Here is a 20,867-nt window from a genome sequence, read left to right as displayed (position 1 = left end):
ATCAGAAAATCCAAACCATCGACCTCAACCTCGTCGAGAGATAGCATGGAGCACTGTTCGCGATGTCCTCGCACACCTGTTCGCGATGTCTCCGGTCCAAACAGGGGGGAGATTGGCAGCTTCGATTTCTGCTCCAGCCTTGCACCGTTGAAGATTGGCGAAAGCCAGCGCGACAGCCAATCTCCCCCCTTGAGGGGGAGATGTCCGGCAGGACAGAGGGGGGCGCGACGGAACGCAATCATCTCGGAAGCACTCTCCCCGCAACTCGCCTCAAAACACTGTCCGCGACTTCAGTGCTGCGGCCAGCGTACCTTCGTCGAGATAATCGAGTTCGCCGCCGACCGGAACACCGTGCGCCAGGCGCGTCACCTTGATGTCGAAGCCGGAAAGCTGGTCGGTGAGGTAGTGCGCGGTGGTCTGGCCCTCGACAGTGGCGTTGACGGCGAGGATCACTTCCTTGACTTCGCCACCGGCGACGCGATCGACCAGCGAACGGATGTTTAGCTCATCAGGACCAATGCCGTCGAGCGGCGACAGCGTACCGCCGAGCACATGGTAACGCACGTTCATGGCTGTCGCCCGCTCCAACGCCCAAAGGTCGGCCACGTCCTCGACGACGATGAGTGTAGTGGGGTCGCGGCGGGGGTCGGTGCAGATCATGCATGGATCTGAGGTATCGACATTGCCGCAGGTCGAGCAGATGCGCACCTTGTCGACCGCCTCGCCCATGGCGGCGGCGAGCGGCGCCAGCAGCTGTTCCTTCTTCTTGATGAGGTGGAGTGCTGCGCGCCGTGCCGAACGCGGACCGAGCCCCGGCACCTTGGCCAGCAGCTGGATCAGGCGTTCGATCTCGGGACCGGCGATTCGCTTCGACATCGCACCGGTTTAGGATTTTTCCGCACGCTTTGGAACAGTTGAGCGGCCAGGGGCTCCGCTCTTCCCTTCTCCCCTTGTGGGAGAAGGTGGATTGGCGCGCAGCGCCAAGACGGTTGAGGGGTGTTGGCCGGAGCGCCGTCGATGCCAAGCTGGAGCACCCCTCATCCGACCTCGCTCCGCGAGGCCACCTTCTCCCACAAGGGGAGAAGGGAAGGCCGACGTCGCGGCCAGTGCTGCCGCCCTCAGTTTTCTTCCAGCGGCCGGGTCTGGCCGGCGATCATCGCGCCGATGGCGTCGGTGTTCTCGGGCGTCGCCTCGAACGACATTGTCGGCTCTGCCGGCGCGGCCTGGAAGGAGGTGACAGGCCGCTCGCTCACGGTTCCGCCAAAACGGGCCGCATCCGGCTCCTGCATTGGCTCTTGCAGCGCCACAAGCATCGGCTTCTCCGGTGTCGCCCTCGCCGCGGTTGCTATCCCGGCGGTCACCCTTGTCTGCTTTGCCGGCAGCGATGCGGCGGCGGTCACATAGGTTGCCTTGGCGAATGTCGGCTTGACCTCGCGAGCCGGCTCCGCCGAGGCGACAAGTATGGCCTGAGCGGCAGGCGCTTGCGGCTTGGCTTGGGCCATGGCGACCACCGGTTCGTCCGGCAGCGGCTGCCAGTTGCGGCCGCGCTTTTCATAAAATGCATTGCCGCCCGCGACCATGGTGTAGTGCATGTTCTTGTAGGGGAAGCGCAGGCCGGCGGTGTGGAAATACATGGTGTTCTTCAGCTTGGCTTTGCGCTCGCCCTTGAGCACCGCCTCGGCGGCCTCCTCGACGTCGGGCATCGCCTTCGAATTCATCGGCCGTGTCATGACGCCCGGCGCGAACTGCCCGCGCTCGCCGACGACCTGGCAGATGGTGTTGCCGTGATTGCCGGACCGCAGCCGGTTCATCACCACCGTGCCGACCGCAATCATGCCGTCACGGCTCGACCGATTGGACTCGAAGAACATTGCCCGCTCCAGGCATTCCTTCTCCTTCGGCGTGGAATTGTAGGAGCGCGAGCTCAGGAAACTCGGCGTAATGGCATCGGTCAGGCTGGACATGCCGTGCGAGGCGGTCTGACTGCAAGCGGCCAAAAACAGCGGCGAGATAACGACGCCGAGCCGCAACGGCGTCTTCCATCGGGTAGAGATCAACAGGTGTCCCCTCAATTCTGCTGCCAGCCCGCCCCTGGTTGCGGCAAGAATGAGACACTTTCAGGCAAAAAGATGGCTAAAGCGTTATTAAGTGTGGGGAGTTGCCCAATAGACACAGTTGGCGGGCTTCCGAGAACCGGAGCGGAGCGTATGTTTCGTGAGCACCGGAAGCGCAGGAAGCCGCCGTTTGCAGGCCGGCATCACCTGGATATCAACACACCTTAGAACGGCAGTTTCATTCCCGGCGGGATCGGTAGGCCCGCGGTCAGCGCCCTGGTCTTCTCCTGCATGATCTGCTCGACCTTGGTCCTGGCGTCGTTGTGGGCAGCGAGAAGCAGGTCCTCGAGAATCTCGACCTCGTCTTCCTTGAACAGCGACGGGTCGATCTTCAGCGACTTCATCTCGAATTTGCCGGTCAGCGTCACGCTGACCAGGCCGCCGCCGGCCTGCCCGGTGGCTTCCAGCGTGGCGATCTCATCCTGCATGGCCTGGAACTTGGCCTGCATTTCCTTTGCCTTGCCCATCATGCCGAGAAGGTCTTTCATCGCACGGTCCTTTGCAGCTGGTCCTGGTTGTTCAGGTTTCGTCGTCGTCGGCCGGCGGCTCGACCGGCACTTCGGCCTCGTCGGCTTCCGGCGCGTCGGGAATGCGCACGTCGATGATCTTGGCACCGGGAAAGCGCGCCAGGATGGCGGCGACCGTCGGGTCGCTCTTGGCATCGAGGAAGGCGTTTTCGCGCTTTGTCGATTCCATCTCGGCCAAGGTCTGGCCGCCCTCGTCCTTCGACAGCGACACCAGCCAGTTGCGGCCCGTCCAGGCGCGCAGCTTGGCGGTCAAATCATTGAGCAACATCTTCGGCGCATCGTCGGTCAGGCTGACGTCGATACGACCGGGCTCGATGCGCACCAGGCGCACGCAACGCTTCACCAGCACCTTGAAGGCCATGTCGCGCTGGGCGTCGGCAAGGGCGATAATGTCGGCCAGCGATTTCACCGGCACCGGCGACGCCTCGACCGCCGGCTCCGGCGGAGCAACGAAGTTGGTCGGCACGGGCTCGGCCTCGACCAGGCGCATCGTCTCGACCAGGCGCATTGTCTGGGCGCCGCCATTGGACGTCGGCATCAGCGCCTGCGCCACGGCGCCACCGCTTGCAGGCGCATGGTTTGCCGGGCCGGGGCTTGCCGGCGTGCCATTCACGCGCGGCGCAGCGCCCGGCAGTGTACCGCCGTTCTCCAGCGATTTCAGCGCCTCGTCCAGCGTCGGCAGGTCGGCGGCATGGGCCAGCCGGATCAGCACCATCTCGGCGGCGCTGACCGGGCGGTTGGAGGTCTGCACCTCGGGAATACCTTTTAAGAGCATCTGCCACGTCCGCGACAGCACCTTGACCGACAGCGTGCTGGCGAAATCGGCGCCGCGCCGGCGCTCGTCCTCGGACAGCGAGGCGTCGTCGATGGCAGCCGGCACGAAACGCAGACGGGTGACCAGATGGTTGAACTCGGCAAGGTCGGTCAGCACCGCGGCAGGATCGGCGCCGGTATCGTACTGGGCACGGAATTCGGCAAGTGCGGCGGCGACGTCGCCCTTCATGACATGTTCGAACAGGTCGACGATGCGGGCACGGTCGGCAAGGCCGAGCATGGCACGCACCGCTTCGGCGCTGACCGCGCCGCCGCCATGGGCGATCGCCTGGTCGAGGATCGACTGCGCATCGCGCATCGAGCCTTCGGCCGCGCGCGCGATCATCGCCAGCGCATCGTCTTCGACTTCGATGCCCTCCAGACCGGCTATCCTGGCAAGGTCGGCCTTGATCATTGCCGCATCGATGCGCCTGAGGTCGAAACGCTGGCAGCGCGACAGGACGGTGATCGGCACCTTGCGGATTTCGGTGGTGGCGAAGATGAACTTGACGTGCGGCGGCGGCTCTTCCAGCGTCTTCAGCAGGCCGTTGAAGGCCTGGTTGGAAAGCATGTGCACTTCGTCGATGATGTAGACCTTGTAGCGCGCCGACACCGGGGCGTAGCGCACGCGCTCGATGATGTCCCTGATGTCGTCGATGCCGGTATGCGAGGCGGCGTCCATCTCGATGACGTCGACATGCCGGCCTTCCATGATCGCCTGGCAATGCTCGCCGAGCACGGCAAGGTCGACGGACGGCTGGTCGACGGACGATGTTTTGTAGTTCAGAGCCCGCGCGAGTATGCGCGCGGTCGTCGTCTTGCCGACGCCACGCACACCGGTCAGCATCCAGGCCTGGGCGATGCGGCCGGTGGCAAAGGCATTGGTCAACGTGCGGACCATCGGCTCCTGGCCGATCAGTTCGGAGAAATTCGACGGTCGGTATTTGCGCGCCAACACGCGGTAGGCGGCAGGCTTGTCCAATTTCCCGGCCTCGTTTCCGGCTTCGCTCATTCGCCCGTTAAGCTCCAAGGGCTGCCACTGGAGGCGGCCGATTCCTGCGCATAGTTTCGCCCGCACGGCTTGGCGCCGTCAATGTCGGGGCAAAAGGCGAAGAGGCGGGAGGCTGGAACAATGACCCGTTCCGGGCTCGTTAGGGCTGCTTCCTTCCGGACCTGACCCGGTTGGCGAGTGGACCGTCCACCACCAACCTCCCAGCCTCCATATCGGCAATCCGGCGATGAAATGCAAGTGCGGATGATAGGGGCCTTGAGCGACGGCGAAAGCTGAAACCAAAAACCCGCCTCGGCGGGCGGGTCGTTGGTGCGAATAATCACCATAGCGAGATTAGTAGCATAGCTGCCGGCACAAAGCAAGAACAAAATGTGGCCGCGATCAAAATCGTCGCCTCGGCGGGGCAGCGCCAAGCTGATGCAATTTGCCCGGGCCTCACTTCTTCGCGCACAATCAGCGCCGCGACGGCCAATGTTGCTTGCTGGCCCCTTGCGGCCCTTCGGAAGCCGCTCTAGCGTCGATGGAGTTCAAAAAACGTCAAAAAGTGAGGGAAACGCCGATGCTGCCGGGCCTCAAGGCCGGATTCACGCTTGACGCCCAGCTGGAAGCCGACAGCGAACAGCTGATGTGGCTCGGCCTGTGCGAATTGCGCGTCATGAACGACCGCCGCTGGCCATGGCTGCTGCTGGTGCCGCAGCGGCCGGGCATCGAGGAAATCCACGACATGACGCCGCTGGACCAGGCGATGCTGACCTTCGAGACCAACATGGTGGCGCTGGCGCTGAAGCGGGTGACCGGCTGCACCAAGATCAACACCGGCGCACTCGGCAACATCGTGCGCCAGCTGCATGTACACGTCATTGCGCGCTCGGAAGGCGATCCCGGCTGGCCTGGCCCGGTGTGGGGGCACGGCCTGCGCGAGCCCTATCAGCGCTCCGACCTTCGCAAGTTTGCGGAAAAGATCAAGGCAGCGCTATAAGCCTCTCCCGTGTCCACCTTGAACCTTCCCGAGTCTGCATGAGCTTTCGCCTGTTTGACGCGCCCTTGCGCGAGCCGAGCCAGTTCGTCGGCTTCGCCGGCAACATTATCGACCGGCAGTCCGAAAACCGCGCCGACGATTCCGTCGAAAAGGCACTCGCCGATCCCTCGGCGCGGCTTTTGCTGATGCGTGGCGGCCGGCTCTATCTGAAGCTTGCGCAAGGCGCATTCGACCCCTGGTTCGGCGTGGCCGAATGCCGGCCGCTCGAAGCATCGCTCGAAAACGGCGTCCTGCTCGGTTTTTCCGAAAGCGGCCCGGTGCTGGCGGTGCCGGCCGGGGTCGAGCCCGAGCAGCTTCCCGAGACGATCAAGGCGATCGACTATCGCTCGGTCTATATGCAGGGGCTGATCGACGAAGCGGCCGCCGGCGCGCTGGCGCAAGGGGCGGCGCTGCTCGCCTGGCATGCCAGCCATCGCTTCTGCAGCAAATGCGGCACCGAAGCCGAGATGCGGGCGGGCGGTTACAAGCGGCATTGTCTGGCCTGCGGTACGGAGCACTTTCCGCGCACCGACCCGGTGGCGATCATGCTGACGGCAACACGCGAAAAATGCCTGCTCGGCCGCGGCCGGCATTTCGGGCCCGGCATGTATTCGGCGCTCGCCGGTTTCATCGAGCCGGGCGAGACGATCGAGGCGGCGGTGCGCCGCGAAACGCTGGAGGAAGCCGGCATCAGGCTCGGCCGCGTCGTCTACCACGCCAGCCAGCCCTGGCCGTTCCCCTATTCGCTGATGATCGGCTGCTTCGGCGAACCGCTCAATGACGATATCCAGCCCGACCTCAACGAGCTGGAAGATTGCCGCTGGTTCTTTCGCGACGAGGTGCTCTCGATGCTGGCCCGCGAGCATCCGGGCGGCCTGGTGACGCCGCCGAAAGGCGCGATCGCCTATAACCTGATCCGCGCGTGGGCCGACAGCGCGTGACACGAAGACATCGCAGGAGCAGAAAATGATCCGTCACACCGTCGTGTTCACGCTGAAACACCCGCCGCATTCGCTCGAGGAAAAACGGTTCCTCGCCGACGCCAAGAGGATTCTCACGGCGATAAAGGGCGTCACGCATTTCGAGCAGTTGCGGCAGGTCAGTCCCAAGAACGACTACCGCTTCGGCTTCTCGATGGAGTTCGCCGATCAGCGGGCCTATTCCGGCTACAACGACCATCCCGACCACGTCGCCTTCGTCCGCGACCGCTGGATCCCGGAAGTCGAGGCGTTTATGGAGATCGACTACGTGCCGCTCGGCTGGGGCTGAGACTGGAAAGCGGCGCTCTAAAAAATTAATACCCGGCGTCGCGATCCACTACATTTTCCAGCGCTTCGCCGCGCTCGAAGGCGTCCATCTGGCGCAGCATGATCGGCGCCAGGTGGACCGGATCGGAAGTTGCCGCCGCGTGCGGCGTCACGAACACTTTGGGGTGGCTCCATAGCGGGCTGGTCTTCGGCAGCGGCTCGACCTCGAAAACGTCGAGGCTGGCTTCCTTCAGCGTGCCGTCGTCCAGCGCGCGCAAAATGTCGGCGTCCTTCTGCAGCCTGCCGCGCCCGGCATTGATCAGCACCGAGCCGCCGAGGCCGTTGCGCTTCCGCAGCTCCTTCAGCACGCCGTGGTTGATGATACCGTGCGTCTGTGGCGTCAGCGGCAGCAGCACCACCAGGATGTCGGTGGCGTTTAGGAACGGGATCAGGCCGGCCTCGCCCGCGTAAGTCGAGACACCTTGCATCGGCCGATCGCTGCGCGACCAGCCATTGACGGGAAAGCCGAGCGACAACAGCACCGATGCCGCCGCGCGGCCAAGCGTGCCGAGCCCCATAATGCCGACCGAGATGTCGCTGGCCGGCCGCTGCTGCGGCTCATGCCAGATCTTCTTCTGCTGCTGGGCGCGGTAGAGCATGCCTTGGCGATGGTGGTCGAGCACCCGCCAGACGACGTATTCGGTCATGTACTGGGTCAGGTTGTCGGCCACCACCTTGACGACCGGTACGTCGGGCAAGGTGGGATCGGCGAAGATGTGGTCGACGCCGGCGCCGATCGAGAAGATGGCGCGCAGATTGGGCAGCGACGACAACAGGTTCGGCCGCTGTTTCCACACCACCGCATAGGTGATCGAGGGATCGCCGGCGCCGTTCGGCTCGAGCACCACCTCGCGCTCCGCCGACAGCAGTTCGCGCCAGCGCAGCGGATGAATACCGGTGAGGGCAAGCAGGATGCGGCCTTTTTCCATTGCGGATTGTTTTTCCCTTTTACCAACAGCGTTCGCGTCCCGACGCGCAAGGCGCGGCTGCGTTTTGATTTTGTGCATGATCTCTGGCGAAAATCTACTCGCTGACGATGCCGACCGGCGCCGTTTCGATCTTGAAGGCGGCCGAGATCAACGCCTTTGTATAGTCGGTCCGCGGTTTGCCGAAAATCTGTTCGGAAGGACCGGCCTCGACGATCCTGCCGTTGCGCATGACGATGACTTCGTTGGCGAGCGCGCGGATGACCCTCAGATCGTGGCTGATGAAGAGGTAGGCGAGGTCGTGCTTGGCCTGCAGGCTGCGCAATAGGTCGACGACCTGCGCCTGCACGCTCATGTCGAGCGCCGAGGTCGGCTCGTCCAGCATGACGAAACGCGGGTTGAGCACCATGGCGCGCGCGATGGCGACGCGCTGGCGCTGGCCGCCGGAGAATTCGTGCGGATAGCGGTTGCGCGTCGCCGGATCGAGGCCGACTTCCTTCAGCACGTCGACGACACGCTCGTCGCGCGCATCAGGCGACAGCTTCGGCTCATGGATCTTCAACCCTTCCTCGATGATCTCGGCGACCGACATGCGCGGACTGAGCGAACCGAACGGATCCTGGAAGACGATCTGCAACTCGCGCCGCAACGGCCGCATTTCGTTGAAGGAAAGCTGATCGATGCCGCGTCCGTTGAACTGGATGGTCCCGGTCGACGAGATCATCCTGGCCAGCGCCAGGCCGAGCGTCGTCTTGCCTGAGCCGGATTCGCCGACGACGCCAAGCGTCTGACCGGCCCGCACGATGACGTCGATGCCGTCGACCGCCTTCACATTGTGGACGGTGCGCCGGAAGAAGCCCTTCTTGATCGGGAACCAGACCTTGACATCCTTGCCGACCATCACCGGCTTGGCGGCCTGGTTGGCCGCCGGCGGCTTGCCTTTCGGCTCGGCGGCAAGCAGATGCCGCGTGTAGGCGTGCTGCGGATTGGCGAATATCTCCTTGGTCGGGCCGGTCTCGACGATCTTGCCCTTGGTCATCACGCAGACCCGGTCGGCGATCTTCCTGACGATGCCGAGGTCGTGGGTGATGAACAGCATCGACATGTTCTTGCGGCTTTTCAGGCCGGCGAGCAGCTCGAGGATCTGCGCCTGGACGGTGACGTCGAGCGCCGTCGTCGGCTCGTCGGCGATCAAAAGTTCAGGCTCGTTGGCCAGCGACATGGCGATCATGACGCGCTGGCGCTGGCCGCCGGAAAGCTGGTGCGGATAGGCGTCAAGCCGCTTCTCCGGCTCGCGGATGCCGACCTCGTGCAGAAGTTCCAGCGTGCGCGCCTTGGCTTTGCGATCGCCCAGGCCCTGATGCAGCTTCAATACCTCGACGATCTGCTGCTCGATCGTATGCAGCGGGTTGAGCGAGGTCATCGGCTCCTGGAAGATCATGGTGATCTTGTTGCCGCGCACGCGGCGCAAGTCTCTCTCGTCGGCGGCAAGCAGGTCGGCGCCGAGGAACAGTATCCTTCCCGACGGGTGGCTGGCGGTCGGATAGGGCAGCAGCTTCAGCACCGACAGCGCGGTGACCGACTTGCCGGAGCCGGATTCGCCGACCAGCGCCACCGTCTCGCCCTTGGCAAGGTCGAAGGAAATATGGTCGACGGCGATCGACTGGTCGCCGGCTTGCGTGAAGGCGACGCTGAGATCCTGGACCGAGAGCAGCGGGGTGTCGCTCATCTGAACGTCTTGCGCGGATCGAAGGCGTCGCGGGTGGCCTCGCCGACGAAGACCAGCAGTGACAGCATCAGCGAGATGACGACGAAGCCGGAAATGCCGAGCCAGGGCGCGTTGAGATTGCGCTGTGCCTGCTTCAGCAACTCACCCAGCGAGGCGGCGCCGGGCGGCAGACCAAAGCCGAGATAGTCGAGCGAGGTCAGCGTCGAGATCGAGCCGCTGAGCAGGAAGGGCAGGAAGGTCAGCGTCGCCACCATGGCATTGGGCAGCAGATGCCGGAACATGATGGTGATGTTGGAGACGCCGAGCGCGCGCGCCGCGTTGACATATTCGAAATTGCGGGCGCGCAGGAACTCGGCCCGCACCACGCCGACCAGCGCTACCCAGGAGAACAGCAGCATCAATCCAAGCAGGATGAAGAAGCCGGGCGGCAGGATGGCGGCGACGATCAGGAGCAGATACAGCACCGGTATTGCCGACCAGATCTCGATGAAGCGCTGGAACAGAAGGTCGGTCCAGCCGCCGAAATAGCCCTGCAAGGCGCCGGCCGCCACGCCGATCAACGCCGAGCCGGCGGTCAGGATCAGGCCGAACAGCACCGATACCCTGAAGCCGTAGATGACGCGCGCCAGCACGTCGCGGGCCTGGTCGTCGGTGCCCAGCCAGTTCCAGTTGCCGACGTTGCAATTGGGGTCTGCCTCGCCTTTCGGATACTGGTTGCAGCGCGTCTTCTTGTCGTAGAGCCAGGACGGCTTGGTCGGTGCTGCTTCGGGAATAGCGTTGTTGACGGTCTGGTAGGAGTAGCGCACCGGCGGCCAGACCATCCAGCCATTGGCGTTGATCTCGTCCTGGATCACCGGATCGCGGTAGTCGGTGACGGCATAGAAGCCGCCGAACTTCTCCTCGGGATAAGCGACCAGGACCGGAAACAGGATCTCGCCCTTGTAGGAGGCGATGATCGGCCTGTCGTTGGCGACCAATTCCGAAACCAGCGACAGCACGAACAGGAACAGGAATATCCACAACGACCAGTAGCCGCGCCGGTTGGACTTGAAGTTCTGCAGGCGCCGCTGGTTGAGCGGCGACAGAAAGGGCCGCGCGATCCGAGCCGGCGCCGTTTCGGCCATGGTCCGCGCCATCAGACGTCTCTCCGCTCGAAATCGATGCGCGGATCGACCCAGGTATAGATCAGGTCGGACAAAAGCCCGACGAACAGGCCAAGCAGCGAGAATATGTAGAGATTGGCGAAGACTACCGGATAGTCGCGCTGCACCACCGAGTTGAAGCCGAGCAGGCCGAGGCCGTCGAGCGAAAATATGTTCTCGATCAGCAGCGAGCCGGTGAAGAAGGCCGAGATGAAGGCACCGGGGAAACCGGCGATGACGATCAGCATGGCGTTGCGGAAGACGTGGCCATAAAGCACCTGCCGCTCCGACAGGCCCTTGGCGCGGGCTGTGACCACATATTGCTTGCGGATTTCCTCGAGGAACGAATTCTTGGTCAAAAGCGTCGTCGTGGCGAAGGCCGATAATACCAGCGCGGTCAGCGGCAAGGTCATATGCCAGAAATAGTCGACGATCCGCGCCGGCCACGACAGCTGGTCCCAATTGTCGGAGGTGATGCCGCGCAGCGGAAACCAGTCCCAGAACGAGCCGCCGGCAAACAGCACCATCAGCAAAATGCCGAACAGGAACCCAGGAATGGCGTAGCCGACGATGACGACGCCGCTGGTCCAGACGTCGAAGGTGGAGCCGTCCTTGACCGCCTTGCGGATGCCGAGCGGGATCGAGATCAGATAGGACAAGAGCGTGATCCACAGCCCGATCGAGATCGACACCGGCATCTTTTCCAGGATCAGGTCGAGCACCGATATGTCGCGGAAATAGCTGTCGCCGAAATCGAAGCGGAGATAGTTCCACAGCATCATGCCGAAGCGCTCGAGCGGCGGCTTGTCGAAGCCGAACTGCTTCTCCAGCTTCTTGATGAATTCGGGATCGAGCCCTTGCGCGCCGCGGTATTTCGAGCCGACGTCGCCGGCGACATCGACATTGGCGCCGCCGGCATCACCGCCGCCGCCGCCGAGGCGATCGCTGCCGCCCTGGTTGGTCAGCCTGGCGATGACCTGCTCGACCGGCCCGCCTGGAGCAAACTGGATGACGGCAAATGACACCGCCATGATACCGAACAGGGTCGGGATCATCAAAAGGATGCGGCGCAATATGTAGGCGCCCATCAGGCTTTACCCTCCTTGAGGACGACCATTGTGTCTGAAGGTGCCCCTAAGGCAATCGCCCCAGGCCAATTGCCGAAGACGGTGCCGCCCCTCATTGCCCTGCCGGACATTTCTCCCCGTATAGTGACGGGGAGAAAGGGGCTGGCCGTAGTCTCGGCGCTTCTATAGCGACGCTTATGGTCGGCGAAACCATCGATGAAGGCGCCCCTCTCCCCGTCGCTATACGGGGAGAGTATGCCGGCAGGCAGGTGAGGGGCGGCGCCAGCGCTCGCAAGAAATTCAGGCTTTGCCAATTTTTGCCGCCTTGTCTTTGTCGAACCACCACGACGTCTCGACCGGAAAGTCGTAATCCGGCTTTTGAGCGGGAAAGCCGAACATGTCCCAGAAGGCCGCCCGGTGATTCGCCAGATGGTATGTTGGAATCCAGTCTAGCCGCGCGCGCAAGACCCGATCGAGCGCGTTGAGCGCGGTGACGAGTTCGATCCGGCTCTGCGCCTTGGCGGCTGCCTCGATCAGCGCGTCGATGGCTTTGCTTTTCGTACCCGGATAGTTGCGCATCCCCGGCGTTTTCGCCATCCGGGAAGCATAGAGGATCTCCAAACCATCGGCGGTTGGCGTCGCTCCGATCGACCATGCGAGCATGTTGAAGTCGAAGTCGAAATTGCTCTGCCGCGCTTCAAACTGCGCCGAATCGACCTGCCGGACCGAAGCGTCGATGCCGATCGCCTTCATATTCTCGGACCACGGAAGGAAGATGCGAACGAGGCCATCGTCCTCGGCCAGCATTTCCACCCGCAGCCGGTCGCCCTTGTCATTGACGACGAAATTGCCCGTTCGCTTCCAGCCGGCTTCGGCAAGCAGTCTCGAAGCCTCGCGCAGCAGCTTGCGGTCGTGGCCCGAACCGTCGGAGACGGGTTGCATCACCGGATCGCCGAAGGTCTCCGGCGGCAACTCGGCTCGAAACGGCTCCAGCAGTTTCAATTCCTGGGGTGAGGGTAGGCCCTTGGCCTTGTAGTCCGACCGCTCGAAGTTCGATTGCGAACGCTCGTAGGAGTCGAAAAACAGAACCCGCCTGGTCCATTCGAAGTCGAAGCAATAGGCGATTGCCTGTCTCACGCGAATGTCGCGGAACTGCGGACGGCGCTGATTGAGTGCGACAGCCTGCATGGATGGCGTTTTCTCGCCGGGAAATTCGCGTTTGACGACCCTGCCATCCTTCAGCGCTGGAAAGTCGTAGCCGGTCGCCCATACCCGCGCGGTGAACTCCTCGCGAAAATGCGTATCCCCTTTCTTGAACGCTTCAAACGCTGCCTGGCGATCAAGGTAGAAATCGATACGGATACGGTCGAAATTATTAAGCCCGCGGTTCACGGCCAGATCGCGGCCCCAATAATCGGCGACGCGTTCATATTCGACAGTCTGCCCGGCCACCACCCGCCCCACTCTGTACGGTCCGGAACTGAGCGGTGGGGTCATCGTCGAGGCGTCGAAATCATTGGCCGTGTAGAAAACTTTGGACACGATCGGCATTACGACGATGGCGAGGATATTCTGCGCGGACTGCTGGCCGTTGAAGGTAAGGCTGACTGTAAGCGGATCGATTGCGACCGCATCCGTCATATGCCGCAGTGCTTGGGATAGGTTCGGATGTCCCCGGTCTTTGTAGAGGTTCAAGGCGAAGACAACGTCCTCAGCCGTCAGCGGCGAGCCGTCATGAAAGCGCGCTTGTGGCCGCAGGCTGAAGCGGAAGCCGTTGCGGTCCTGCGACAAGGTGACGGATTCGGCAAGCAGGCCGTAGACCGCATCCGGCTCATCGACTGCCCTTGCCATCAGGGAATCGAAGCAGAGCTCGGTGCGCGGCGGCGAATCCCCTTTCAACACCAGCGAGTTCAGCGTGTTGAAAGTCAGGAAGCTCTGATTGAGGGTGGAGTTCGGCGGGGCGAAATTCATCCGGCCGCCCTTGGGAGCGTCCGGATTGACATAGTCGAAATGCGTGAAATCCGGCCCGTATTTGAGATCGCCAAAAGCCGACAACCCGTGCAGTTTCACGCCGGTCGGAATGGCGGCGAAAGCTCGGCCTGGCAGCAGTGCCGCAGCGGCGGCGGCACCGCCCAGGGCGAGGAAGTCGCGACGGGGCAGCGCCGTCATCAATTGCCACTCTTGTATTTGGCCGCCAGCGCCTTTTCCTTGACCGGATCGACCCACCAGGAATTCTGGTCGACGCCACTATAGGCGGGCTGCTTCTCCGGCATGCCGAACTTGTTCCAGTAGGCGAGCCAGACCACGGCACGGTAATATTGCGGCACGACGTAGAAATTCCACAACAGCACCCGGTCGAGCGCATGGGTGGCGGCAACCAGATCGTCGCGGTCGGTGGCATAGATGATCCGGTCGACCAGCGCATCGACGACCGGATTCTTGATGCCGGCGTAATTGCGCGATCCCGGCGAATCGGCGGCCTTGGAACTCCAGAAATCGCGCTGTTCATTGCCGGGAGAGTCCGACTGCCCGAGTATCGAAGTGACCACGTCAAAGTCGAAGTGAGTGACTCGGTTGATATACTGGGTCTGATCGATGAGGCGCAGCGTCGCGTCGACCCCGATCTTGCGCAGATTGGCGATGTAGGGGCTGGCGATGACCTGGTCGGTGTCGTTCCAGCCGAGGATTTCGAACTTGAACGGTTCGCCGGTCTTGGCGTTGACCATCTTGCCGCCTTTGATCACCCAGCCTGCCTTGGCGAACAGATCGACCGCGGTTTTCAGGTATTTGCGCTCCGCCTGGGCGGTGTCGTAGACCGGCAGCTTGAATTCCTGGGTGAAGACTTCAGGCGGCAGCTTGTCGCGGTACTGCTCGAGGATTTCCAGTTCCTTGCCTTGCGGCAGGCCGCTCGACGCCAGCTCAGTGCCCTGGAAATAGCTGCTGGTGCGGGTGTTGGAGCCAAAAAACAGCGTCCGGTTCATCGTCTCGAAATCGAACGGATACATCAGCGCGGCGCGCACCAGGCGATCCCTAAACAGCGGGCGCCTGGTGTTGAGCATGAAGGCCTGCATCGGTTCGGGCGACGCGGTCTTGAATTCCTTCTTGATGACGTCGCCGGCCTTGACCGCCGGGAAGTCATAGGCCGTGTTCCAGCGCCTCGAACTGTTCTCCGGCTTGATGTCGTCCAGCCCGCCCTTGGTGAAGGCCTGCCAGGCGGCATTGTCGTCGAGAAAATAGGTGAAACGCTGCCTGTCGAAATTCTCACGGCCAACTTTCACCGGCAGCTTGGCCGCCCAGTAGTCCGGCACGCGCTGCCAGATGATTTCGGACCCCGGCTTGAAGCTGGCGATCTTGTAGGCGGCCGAGCCGAGCGGCGGCTCCTGCGTCGGCTTTGTGACGTCGCGCTTCTTGCCGTTGGCGTCGGTGCCTTCCCACCAGTGCTTGGGCAGCACGACGAGACCGCCGAGAATCTGAGGTAACTCCCGATTGCCCTTCTGGTTGAAATGGAACTCCACCTCGCGATCGGAGATCGCAACCGCGTCGGTGACGTTCTCGAAATAACGGCTGTACATCGGGCTGTTCGCCTTCAGCACCTGGAACGACCAGATCACGTCGTCGGTGGTGATCGGCTGGCCGTCATGCCATTTGGCGCGCGGGTCGAGCCGGTAGGTCGCCGAGGAATAGTCGGCCGGGTATTTGTAGGCATCGGCGATCAGCGGATGGTTGACGCTGCCCTCATCCGTCGCCTGCTCCATCAGCGTGTCGTAGAGCAGGCCGCCGCCGAACTGCGCGAAGCCGGCGGCCGGCGAACCCTGCACGATGTAAGGATTGAAGCTGTCGAACGTGCCGAGCACCACTGAGTTCACTGTGCCGACCTTCGGTGCATCCGGATTGACGTAATCGTAGTGCTGGAAATTATCGCCGTATTTGGATTCGCCGATCAGCGACGAGGTCGTGCGCCATTCGTCCGCGAAGGCCGCCTGCAGGCCGCCGGCAAAAGCAGCCAGCATCAGCACCGATTTCAGAAGCGTCCGCGCTCGGCCAACCGTCATGCGTTCTCCTCTTCGCGATATAGCGCCGTCACCATAGCGTCTGGGGCCCAATCTAGATCATTTGGCGGCGCTGAAAACCGCAACCGAGCGGCTTTGTCGTCGCATATGCATTTTTCCTAACGAAAAAGCCGGGCTGAACCCGGCTTTTTCAAGGATAATGTCATTACAGTTTTGTTATTTTGCGGGCGCCGCCGGGGCGGCTGGCGCCGCGCCTTCTGCCGGCTTGGCAGGGGCTGCACCTTCGGCCGGCTTGGCGGGCGCGTTTTCGGCCGAGGCGCCGGGCGCCGGCAGCGGCTTCGGATTGTCCGACAGCGTGCGCAGATAGGCGATGACGTTGGCGCGGTCCTCATCCTTCGGCAGGCCAGCGAAGCCCATCGCCGTGCCCTTCACGAACTTCTTCGGCGAGGTGATGAAGTGGTTGAGATTGTCGTAGGTCCACTTCTCGCTGCCGCCCTTGGAGAACTCCTTCATGCCGGCCGAATAGGCAAAGCCCTCATGCTCGGCGACCGGACGGTCGACGATGTCCCAGAGATCGGGCCCAACCTTGTTGGGGCCACCCTTTTCGCCGGAGTGGCAAGCCTGGCATTTCTTGAAGATGGCGGCGCCCGCTTCGGCGTTGGCGGTGGTCAGCAGCTCGGCGATCGGCTTCACGGCCGCGGCGGGAGCGGCCGGGCCGCCTTCGGCGGGCTCGGTCGCCTCGATGGCGAAGCCGGGCTTTTCAGGCGCCGGCGAGGCGAACAGCGCGTCGGACACGATGCCAACGGAAAAGACGATGAACACGGTGCCGAGAAAGCCGGCGAGCAGCTTGTTGACTTCGTTGGAATCCATACGCCCCAGGCTCCCTTTTCCGGCGGACCGATCCGTCCACTCCGTCCGTCGGTATCGTGAACCACCCTGCGAGGCGGTCAAATCGCGCGGAAACTAGGTCTTTTGCTCCGGCGTTGCAACACCTATAAGGGCGCTGCCGGTGAGACCTTTTGCCACTTTTGTCCCCCTCTTTTTCGAGCCCCTGCCCGCCTCATGTCCACGCTCATCCTGATCCCGGCCCGCATGGCCTCGACCCGCCTGCCGGGCAAGCCGCTGGCCGACATTGCCGGCACTCCGATGATCGTCCACGTCGCTCGCCGTGCTGCCGATGCCGGGCTCGGCCGGGTCGTCGTCGCCACCGACACGCAGGGCGTTGCGGGGGCGGTGCGCGCGCATGGTTTCGAGGCGGTGATGACGCGGGCGGACCACGAAACCGGTTCCGACCGCATCTTCGAAGCGCTGACCATTCTCGACCCTGGCAACAGCGTCGAGACCATCGTTAATGTGCAGGGCGATCTGCCGACCATCGACCCCCTTGTTATCGGCGCCGCGCTGAAGCCTTTCGAGAACGCAGCGGTGGATATCGCCACGCTCTGCGTCGAGATCGTACGCGACGAGGAAAAGACCAATCCGAACGTCGTCAAGCTGGTCGGCTCGCCACTCTCGACGACGCGGCTCAGGGCGCTCTATTTCACCCGCGCCACCGCCCCTTGGGGCGAAGGCCCGCTCTACCATCATATCGGCCTCTATGCCTATCGCCGCGCCGCGCTCGAACGCTTCGTTGCGCTGAGGCCGTCGCCGCTGGAGCGCCGCGAGCGGCTGGAGCAGTTGCGGGCGCTTGAGGCCGGCATGCGCATCGATGCGGAGATCGTGCAGTCGGTGCCGCTTGGCGTCGACACGCCGGACGATCTCGAACGCGCCAGGGCGCTCCTTTCCGACTAAGAAATTCCCTCAATTCCCGAGACTCCGCGCATGCCTGAAAAGACCAACAAAATATCCTTCCAGGGCGAGCCGGGCGCCAATTCCGACACCGCCTGCCGCAACATGTTCCCGTCAATGGAGCCGTTGCCGTGCCCGACCTTCGAGGACGCCTTCAACGCCGTCGAGACCGGCAAGGCCGATCTGGCGATGATCCCGATCGAGAACACCATTGCCGGCCGCGTCGCCGACATCCATCATCTCTTGCCGGAATCGAAGCTGCACATCATCGGCGAATACTTTCTGCCGATCCACTTCCAGCTGATGGTGCTGCCCGGCGTCAGGCGCGACGAGATCAGGACCGTGCACAGCCACATCCACGCGCTCGGCCAATGCCGCAAATACATCCGCAAGAACGGCTGGAAGGCGACGGTGGCCGGCGACACCGCGGGCGCCGCCAAGATGGTCGCCGCGATGAAGGACCGCACCATGGCGGCGCTGGCGCCGGCGCTGGCCTCAACGCTCTACGGGCTCGACATCATCGAGGAGAATGTCGAGGACACCGACAGCAACGTCACCCGCTTCGTCGTGCTGACCAAGAACAAGCAATGGGCTGAACGTCCCTCGGCCGACGCCAGGATGATGACGACCTTCATCTTCCGCGTCCGCAATGTGCCGGCGGCGCTCTACAAGGCGATGGGCGGCTTCGCCACCAACGGCATCAACATGACCAAGCTGGAAAGCTACCAGCTCGGCGCGTTTACAGCGACGCTGTTCTACGCCGATATCGAGGGTCATCCCGACGATCCGCTGGTGAAGCTGGCACTCGACGAGTTGCGCTTTTTCTCGCGCGAAATGCGCATCCTCGGCGTCTATCCCGCCAGCGCCTCGCGCGAGCAGTGGAAGGTGGCGGATTAAGATCCGGTCAGGTCAGGCCGAGCTTGTTCCGTTTGGCCGGCTTGCCGCATTCGCGCCGGCTGATCGACCGGTTCATGGCGTCGATCTTGCCGCTTGCCTGGTCGGCGTCGCGTTTGGCTTTTGAGCGCATATCCGGCGTGAACGGGCCAAAGCCCGTCGCCGGGTTGGAGAACGACGGCTTGGCGTCCACCGGCAGATGATATTGCTGCGCCAGGCCGTTTCGTTGCGCCAGCAATTGATCGCAAGGCACCTTGTCAAATAGCAGCGAGGACTGGACGTTTTCGTCCTGCCGTTCGGACATCGAATTGCCGACGCAGCCGGCCATCGCCAGGCAAGATGCCAAGACCGTCATGTTCCAGCGCATGAACGTGCTCCTTGTCTTTCGCAGCTGCGGCTTCTCATGCGCAGCGGCAGAAGTCTTAGCCAGATTTTACGCTGCCGGAAAGCGAGCTTGCCACTACGGCCAGCCCTTCGACCGGTTGGCGGCGATCCTGCCGGATGATCGTTGCCTGCAGCGACAGGATCGAAAAGCCGTCGGCATCCAGAACCCGCTCTACATAGCCTTGCGAATGCGCGTAGCGGCGCGACGGCTGCAAGGCGAAGCCGGCGCTGTCAGACGATTCTCCGCTCGGGAGCGTCTCGACGGAGAACGCAAACAGACCGCCGCCGGCAAGCATTCCGGCAATCTTGTTCACCACCCTGTCGAGCGCGCCGGCATAGATGAACACATCGGCCGCCGTCACCAGATCGGCTTTCGGGCCAGAATAGCAAAAGTCCTGCAGGTCCGTCTTGACGAGCAGATCGTAGACGCCTTTGGCGCGCGCCTGCCTCAGCATGCCGGCCGAGATGTCGTAACCCTCCAGCCGGTCGGCGATCGGCCGCAGCCTCTGGCCCATGAGGCCGGTACCGCAGCCGAGATCGAGCGCCAGCGAAAACCGGCCCGGCCGTGCTGCCCGGATGGCGCGGTCGAGGCATTCGGGCAGACGGTAGCCGAGCCTGTCGACCAGTTCACCCTCGAAACTCCCGGCATAGTGGTCGTACAGCGTCTCGACGAAGGCGCTGGGCGGCGCCTGGGCCGCCGCCGCCCTGCCGATCAATTGCAGCTTGAGCACCGCGCCGAGCCTGTCCGCCGGGTCCAGCCGCAGCGCCGTCGTCCAGGCCTGCGCGGCACGATCGCGCGCGCCCGCCGCTTCCTGCATCTCGCCGAGGCGGAACCAGCCGGCTGGCCATTGCGGCGCCAGTTCGAGCGCGCCGAGCAGCAATTCCGCCGCTGCCGCATGATCGCCGGATGCATAAAGCATTTCGGCATAGTCGGCGCGGCGGTCGGCGGTCAAATCGCCGGACGAGGTCTGGAGCGGTTTCATGCGATCGGGTTCCGCCGGGTGTTTGCAGCCGGCTTGCGCTCTATGCTGGAGTCAGCAGTGACTTACAACAGGCTTCCCGCGCCGGAATTAGCGCCTATCTTGGGGCCATGCGCGCCAGCGACCTGCTTCATCCCCGGCCGGAAGGGCTGTATTGCCCGCCCGGCGATTTCTTCATCGACCCGGTGCGGCCGGTCAACCGGGCGCTGATCACACATGGCCATTCCGACCATGCCCGCTCCGGCCACCGCTCGGTGATGGCGACGCAGCAGACGCTCGACATCATGGGGCTGCGCTACGGCGACAGTTTTGCCGGAACGACGCAAGCCGCCGTGCTCGGCGAGACGATTGCGCTCGACGGCGTCACCGTCAGCTTTCACCCGGCCGGCCATGTGCTGGGCTCGGCCCAGATCAAGGTCGCGCACCAGGGCACGTGCATCGTCGCGTCCGGCGACTATAAACGCCAGAAGGACGCGACCTGCGAGCCGTTCGAGCCGCTCAAATGCGATGTCTTCATCACCGAGGCGACGTTCGGCCTGCCGGTGTTTCGGCATCCGCCCGATTCCGAAGAGATCGCCCGGCTGCTGAAATCGACCGAACAGTTTCCCGAGAGAACGCATCTGGTCGGCGCTTATGCGCTGGGCAAGGCGCAGCGCGTCATGCGGCTGCTGCGCGATGCCGGCTACGAAAAGCCGATCTACATCCACGGCGCGCTGGCCAAGCTCAGCGAATATTACCAGAGCCAGGGCATCGATCTCGGCACATTGGAACCGGCGACCGTCGAGACCGGCCAAAAAAGCGACTTTGCCGGCGCCATCGTCGTCGGCCCGCCATCCGCCTTCGCCGATCGCTGGGCGCGGCGTTTTCCCGATCCGATGTCGTGCTTCGCCTCAGGCTGGATGCGCATCCGCCAGCGCGCCAAGCAGGGCGGCGTCGAGCTGCCGCTGATCATCTCCGATCACTCCGACTGGGACGAGCTGACGGCGACGATCAAGGAGACCGGCGCCGAAGAAATCTGGGTAACGCATGGCCGCGAGGAGGCTCTGGTGCGCTGGTGCGAACTCGAAGGCATTGCCGCCAGGCCGCTGCATCTCGTCGGCTACGAGGACGAGGGCGATTGATGGTGTTTTTGGATCCAGCAATCGCCGGTACGGCG

Annotated in this window: 19 protein-coding genes, 1 other RNA gene and 1 pseudogene; 6 read left to right on the top strand and 15 right to left on the bottom strand. The window is 63.3% G+C overall.

Annotated features, from left to right (window positions below):
• From NKJ81_RS11475 to ffs, 6 genes and pseudogenes are all read right to left on the bottom strand, one after another.
• Positions 1–242 (bottom strand): annotated as a pseudogene (locus NKJ81_RS11475) (hypothetical protein); the annotation flags it as partial.
• Positions 243–270: 28 nt separating this feature from the next.
• The gene (recR, locus tag NKJ81_RS11470) at positions 271–876 is read right to left on the bottom strand and encodes a recombination mediator RecR (protein ID WP_023676872.1); all 606 of its coding nucleotides are present in this window, start codon (positions 874–876) and stop codon (positions 271–273) included.
• A 242-nt stretch (positions 877–1,118) separates the two neighbouring features.
• Positions 1,119–2,057: a cell wall hydrolase gene (locus NKJ81_RS11465; protein ID WP_352540492.1), complete on the bottom strand. Its 939-nt coding sequence runs from the start codon at positions 2,055–2,057 to the stop codon at positions 1,119–1,121.
• Between the two features lie 221 nt (positions 2,058–2,278).
• Positions 2,279–2,602, bottom strand: a complete 324-nt coding sequence (locus NKJ81_RS11460; protein WP_023676870.1) for a YbaB/EbfC family nucleoid-associated protein — start codon at positions 2,600–2,602, stop codon at positions 2,279–2,281.
• Between the two features lie 31 nt (positions 2,603–2,633).
• Positions 2,634–4,466, bottom strand: a complete 1,833-nt coding sequence (locus NKJ81_RS11455) for a DNA polymerase III subunit gamma/tau (RefSeq protein ID WP_352540491.1) — start codon at positions 4,464–4,466, stop codon at positions 2,634–2,636.
• A 104-nt stretch (positions 4,467–4,570) separates the two neighbouring features.
• An RNA gene (gene ffs, locus NKJ81_RS11450) (signal recognition particle sRNA small type) lies at positions 4,571–4,667 on the bottom strand.
• A gap of 358 nt (positions 4,668–5,025) precedes the next feature.
• On the opposite strand from ffs, the gene NKJ81_RS11445 reads away from it, so the two are divergent.
• Genes NKJ81_RS11445 through NKJ81_RS11435 form a run of 3 tightly spaced genes read left to right on the top strand, consistent with a single transcriptional unit; the run spans position 5,026 to position 6,753 of the window.
• The gene (locus tag NKJ81_RS11445) at positions 5,026–5,445 is read left to right on the top strand and encodes an HIT family protein (RefSeq protein ID WP_023676868.1); all 420 of its coding nucleotides are present in this window, start codon (positions 5,026–5,028) and stop codon (positions 5,443–5,445) included.
• Between the two features lie 38 nt (positions 5,446–5,483).
• Positions 5,484–6,425 carry an NAD(+) diphosphatase gene (gene nudC, locus NKJ81_RS11440; protein ID WP_352470042.1) on the top strand — a complete coding sequence of 314 codons (942 nt, stop codon included), beginning with the start codon at positions 5,484–5,486 and terminating at the stop codon, positions 6,423–6,425.
• A gap of 25 nt (positions 6,426–6,450) precedes the next feature.
• Complete coding sequence (locus tag NKJ81_RS11435; protein ID WP_023676866.1) at positions 6,451–6,753, top strand: Dabb family protein; 303 nt, start codon at positions 6,451–6,453, stop codon at positions 6,751–6,753.
• Positions 6,754–6,778: 25 nt separating this feature from the next.
• Here the strand turns inward: NKJ81_RS11435 and NKJ81_RS11430 are convergent, their stop codons facing one another.
• From NKJ81_RS11430 to NKJ81_RS11400, 7 genes are all read right to left on the bottom strand, one after another.
• The gene (locus NKJ81_RS11430; protein ID WP_352455091.1) at positions 6,779–7,720 is read right to left on the bottom strand and encodes a 2-hydroxyacid dehydrogenase; all 942 of its coding nucleotides are present in this window, start codon (positions 7,718–7,720) and stop codon (positions 6,779–6,781) included.
• A 94-nt stretch (positions 7,721–7,814) separates the two neighbouring features.
• Positions 7,815–9,446, bottom strand: coding sequence for an ABC transporter ATP-binding protein (locus tag NKJ81_RS11425; RefSeq protein ID WP_352540490.1), 1,632 nt, complete (start codon positions 9,444–9,446; stop codon positions 7,815–7,817).
• Positions 9,443–10,582: an ABC transporter permease gene (locus tag NKJ81_RS11420; protein WP_352540489.1), complete on the bottom strand. Its 1,140-nt coding sequence runs from the start codon at positions 10,580–10,582 to the stop codon at positions 9,443–9,445. Before NKJ81_RS11420 ends, NKJ81_RS11425 begins: the two co-directional genes overlap by 4 nt.
• Complete coding sequence (locus tag NKJ81_RS11415) at positions 10,582–11,676, bottom strand: microcin C ABC transporter permease YejB (RefSeq protein ID WP_352470038.1); 1,095 nt, start codon at positions 11,674–11,676, stop codon at positions 10,582–10,584. The genes NKJ81_RS11420 and NKJ81_RS11415 overlap by 1 nt, the downstream gene beginning before the upstream one ends.
• 279 nt (positions 11,677–11,955) lie before the next feature.
• A complete protein-coding gene (locus tag NKJ81_RS11410) occupies positions 11,956–13,824 on the bottom strand; it encodes an extracellular solute-binding protein (RefSeq protein ID WP_352540488.1) in 1,869 nt (622 codons plus the stop codon).
• Positions 13,824–15,707, bottom strand: coding sequence for an extracellular solute-binding protein (locus NKJ81_RS11405; protein WP_352540487.1), 1,884 nt, complete (start codon positions 15,705–15,707; stop codon positions 13,824–13,826). The genes NKJ81_RS11410 and NKJ81_RS11405 overlap by 1 nt, the downstream gene beginning before the upstream one ends.
• Positions 15,708–15,881: 174 nt before the next feature.
• Positions 15,882–16,535 (bottom strand): c-type cytochrome, encoded by a 654-nt coding sequence (locus NKJ81_RS11400; protein ID WP_352540486.1) that lies wholly within the window; start codon positions 16,533–16,535, stop codon positions 15,882–15,884.
• A gap of 192 nt (positions 16,536–16,727) precedes the next feature.
• Here NKJ81_RS11400 and NKJ81_RS11395 point away from each other — a divergent pair, with 192 nt between their 5' ends.
• A complete protein-coding gene (locus NKJ81_RS11395) occupies positions 16,728–17,456 on the top strand; it encodes a 3-deoxy-manno-octulosonate cytidylyltransferase (protein WP_352470034.1) in 729 nt (242 codons plus the stop codon).
• A gap of 30 nt (positions 17,457–17,486) precedes the next feature.
• Positions 17,487–18,350, top strand: coding sequence for a prephenate dehydratase (locus NKJ81_RS11390; RefSeq protein ID WP_023717847.1), 864 nt, complete (start codon positions 17,487–17,489; stop codon positions 18,348–18,350).
• Positions 18,351–18,357: 7 nt separating this feature from the next.
• On the opposite strand, the gene NKJ81_RS11385 is transcribed toward NKJ81_RS11390, so the two are convergent.
• Entirely contained in the window at positions 18,358–18,714 is a 357-nt protein-coding gene (locus NKJ81_RS11385) for a hypothetical protein (RefSeq protein WP_352470032.1), read from the bottom strand.
• A gap of 55 nt (positions 18,715–18,769) precedes the next feature.
• A complete protein-coding gene (locus tag NKJ81_RS11380) occupies positions 18,770–19,714 on the bottom strand; it encodes a methyltransferase domain-containing protein (protein WP_352470031.1) in 945 nt (314 codons plus the stop codon).
• 107 nt (positions 19,715–19,821) lie between these two features.
• On the opposite strand from NKJ81_RS11380, the gene NKJ81_RS11375 reads away from it, so the two are divergent.
• Entirely contained in the window at positions 19,822–20,832 is a 1,011-nt protein-coding gene (locus NKJ81_RS11375) for a ligase-associated DNA damage response exonuclease (protein WP_352470029.1), read from the top strand.
• The last annotated feature ends 35 nt before the right edge of the window (positions 20,833–20,867 follow it).

The organism is Mesorhizobium sp. M0018, assembly GCF_040323955.1.
Classification (GTDB): Bacteria; Pseudomonadota; Alphaproteobacteria; order Rhizobiales; family Rhizobiaceae; genus Mesorhizobium.
Note: the sequence above shows the minus strand (reverse complement) of the source record. Positions and strands in the feature narration are given on the sequence as shown.

Coding starts and splice junctions, on each gene's coding strand:
- NKJ81_RS11395 (WP_352470034.1), top strand. CDS start 16,728: ATGTCCACGCTCATCCTGATCCCGGCCCGCATGGCCTCGACCCGCCTG.
- NKJ81_RS11460 (WP_023676870.1), bottom strand. CDS start 2,602: ATGAAAGACCTTCTCGGCATGATGGGCAAGGCAAAGGAAATGCAGGCC.
- NKJ81_RS11435 (WP_023676866.1), top strand. CDS start 6,451: ATGATCCGTCACACCGTCGTGTTCACGCTGAAACACCCGCCGCATTCG.
- NKJ81_RS11410 (WP_352540488.1), bottom strand. CDS start 13,824: ATGACGGCGCTGCCCCGTCGCGACTTCCTCGCCCTGGGCGGTGCCGCC.
- recR (WP_023676872.1), bottom strand. CDS start 876: ATGTCGAAGCGAATCGCCGGTCCCGAGATCGAACGCCTGATCCAGCTG.
- nudC (WP_352470042.1), top strand. CDS start 5,484: ATGAGCTTTCGCCTGTTTGACGCGCCCTTGCGCGAGCCGAGCCAGTTC.
- NKJ81_RS11455 (WP_352540491.1), bottom strand. CDS start 4,466: ATGAGCGAAGCCGGAAACGAGGCCGGGAAATTGGACAAGCCTGCCGCC.
- NKJ81_RS11400 (WP_352540486.1), bottom strand. CDS start 16,535: ATGGATTCCAACGAAGTCAACAAGCTGCTCGCCGGCTTTCTCGGCACC.
- NKJ81_RS11405 (WP_352540487.1), bottom strand. CDS start 15,707: ATGACGGTTGGCCGAGCGCGGACGCTTCTGAAATCGGTGCTGATGCTG.
- NKJ81_RS11425 (WP_352540490.1), bottom strand. CDS start 9,446: ATGAGCGACACCCCGCTGCTCTCGGTCCAGGATCTCAGCGTCGCCTTC.
- NKJ81_RS11445 (WP_023676868.1), top strand. CDS start 5,026: ATGCTGCCGGGCCTCAAGGCCGGATTCACGCTTGACGCCCAGCTGGAA.
- NKJ81_RS11375 (WP_352470029.1), top strand. CDS start 19,822: ATGCGCGCCAGCGACCTGCTTCATCCCCGGCCGGAAGGGCTGTATTGC.
- NKJ81_RS11415 (WP_352470038.1), bottom strand. CDS start 11,676: ATGGGCGCCTACATATTGCGCCGCATCCTTTTGATGATCCCGACCCTG.
- NKJ81_RS11430 (WP_352455091.1), bottom strand. CDS start 7,720: ATGGAAAAAGGCCGCATCCTGCTTGCCCTCACCGGTATTCATCCGCTG.
- NKJ81_RS11390 (WP_023717847.1), top strand. CDS start 17,487: ATGCCTGAAAAGACCAACAAAATATCCTTCCAGGGCGAGCCGGGCGCC.
- NKJ81_RS11385 (WP_352470032.1), bottom strand. CDS start 18,714: ATGCGCTGGAACATGACGGTCTTGGCATCTTGCCTGGCGATGGCCGGC.
- NKJ81_RS11380 (WP_352470031.1), bottom strand. CDS start 19,714: ATGAAACCGCTCCAGACCTCGTCCGGCGATTTGACCGCCGACCGCCGC.
- NKJ81_RS11420 (WP_352540489.1), bottom strand. CDS start 10,582: ATGGCGCGGACCATGGCCGAAACGGCGCCGGCTCGGATCGCGCGGCCC.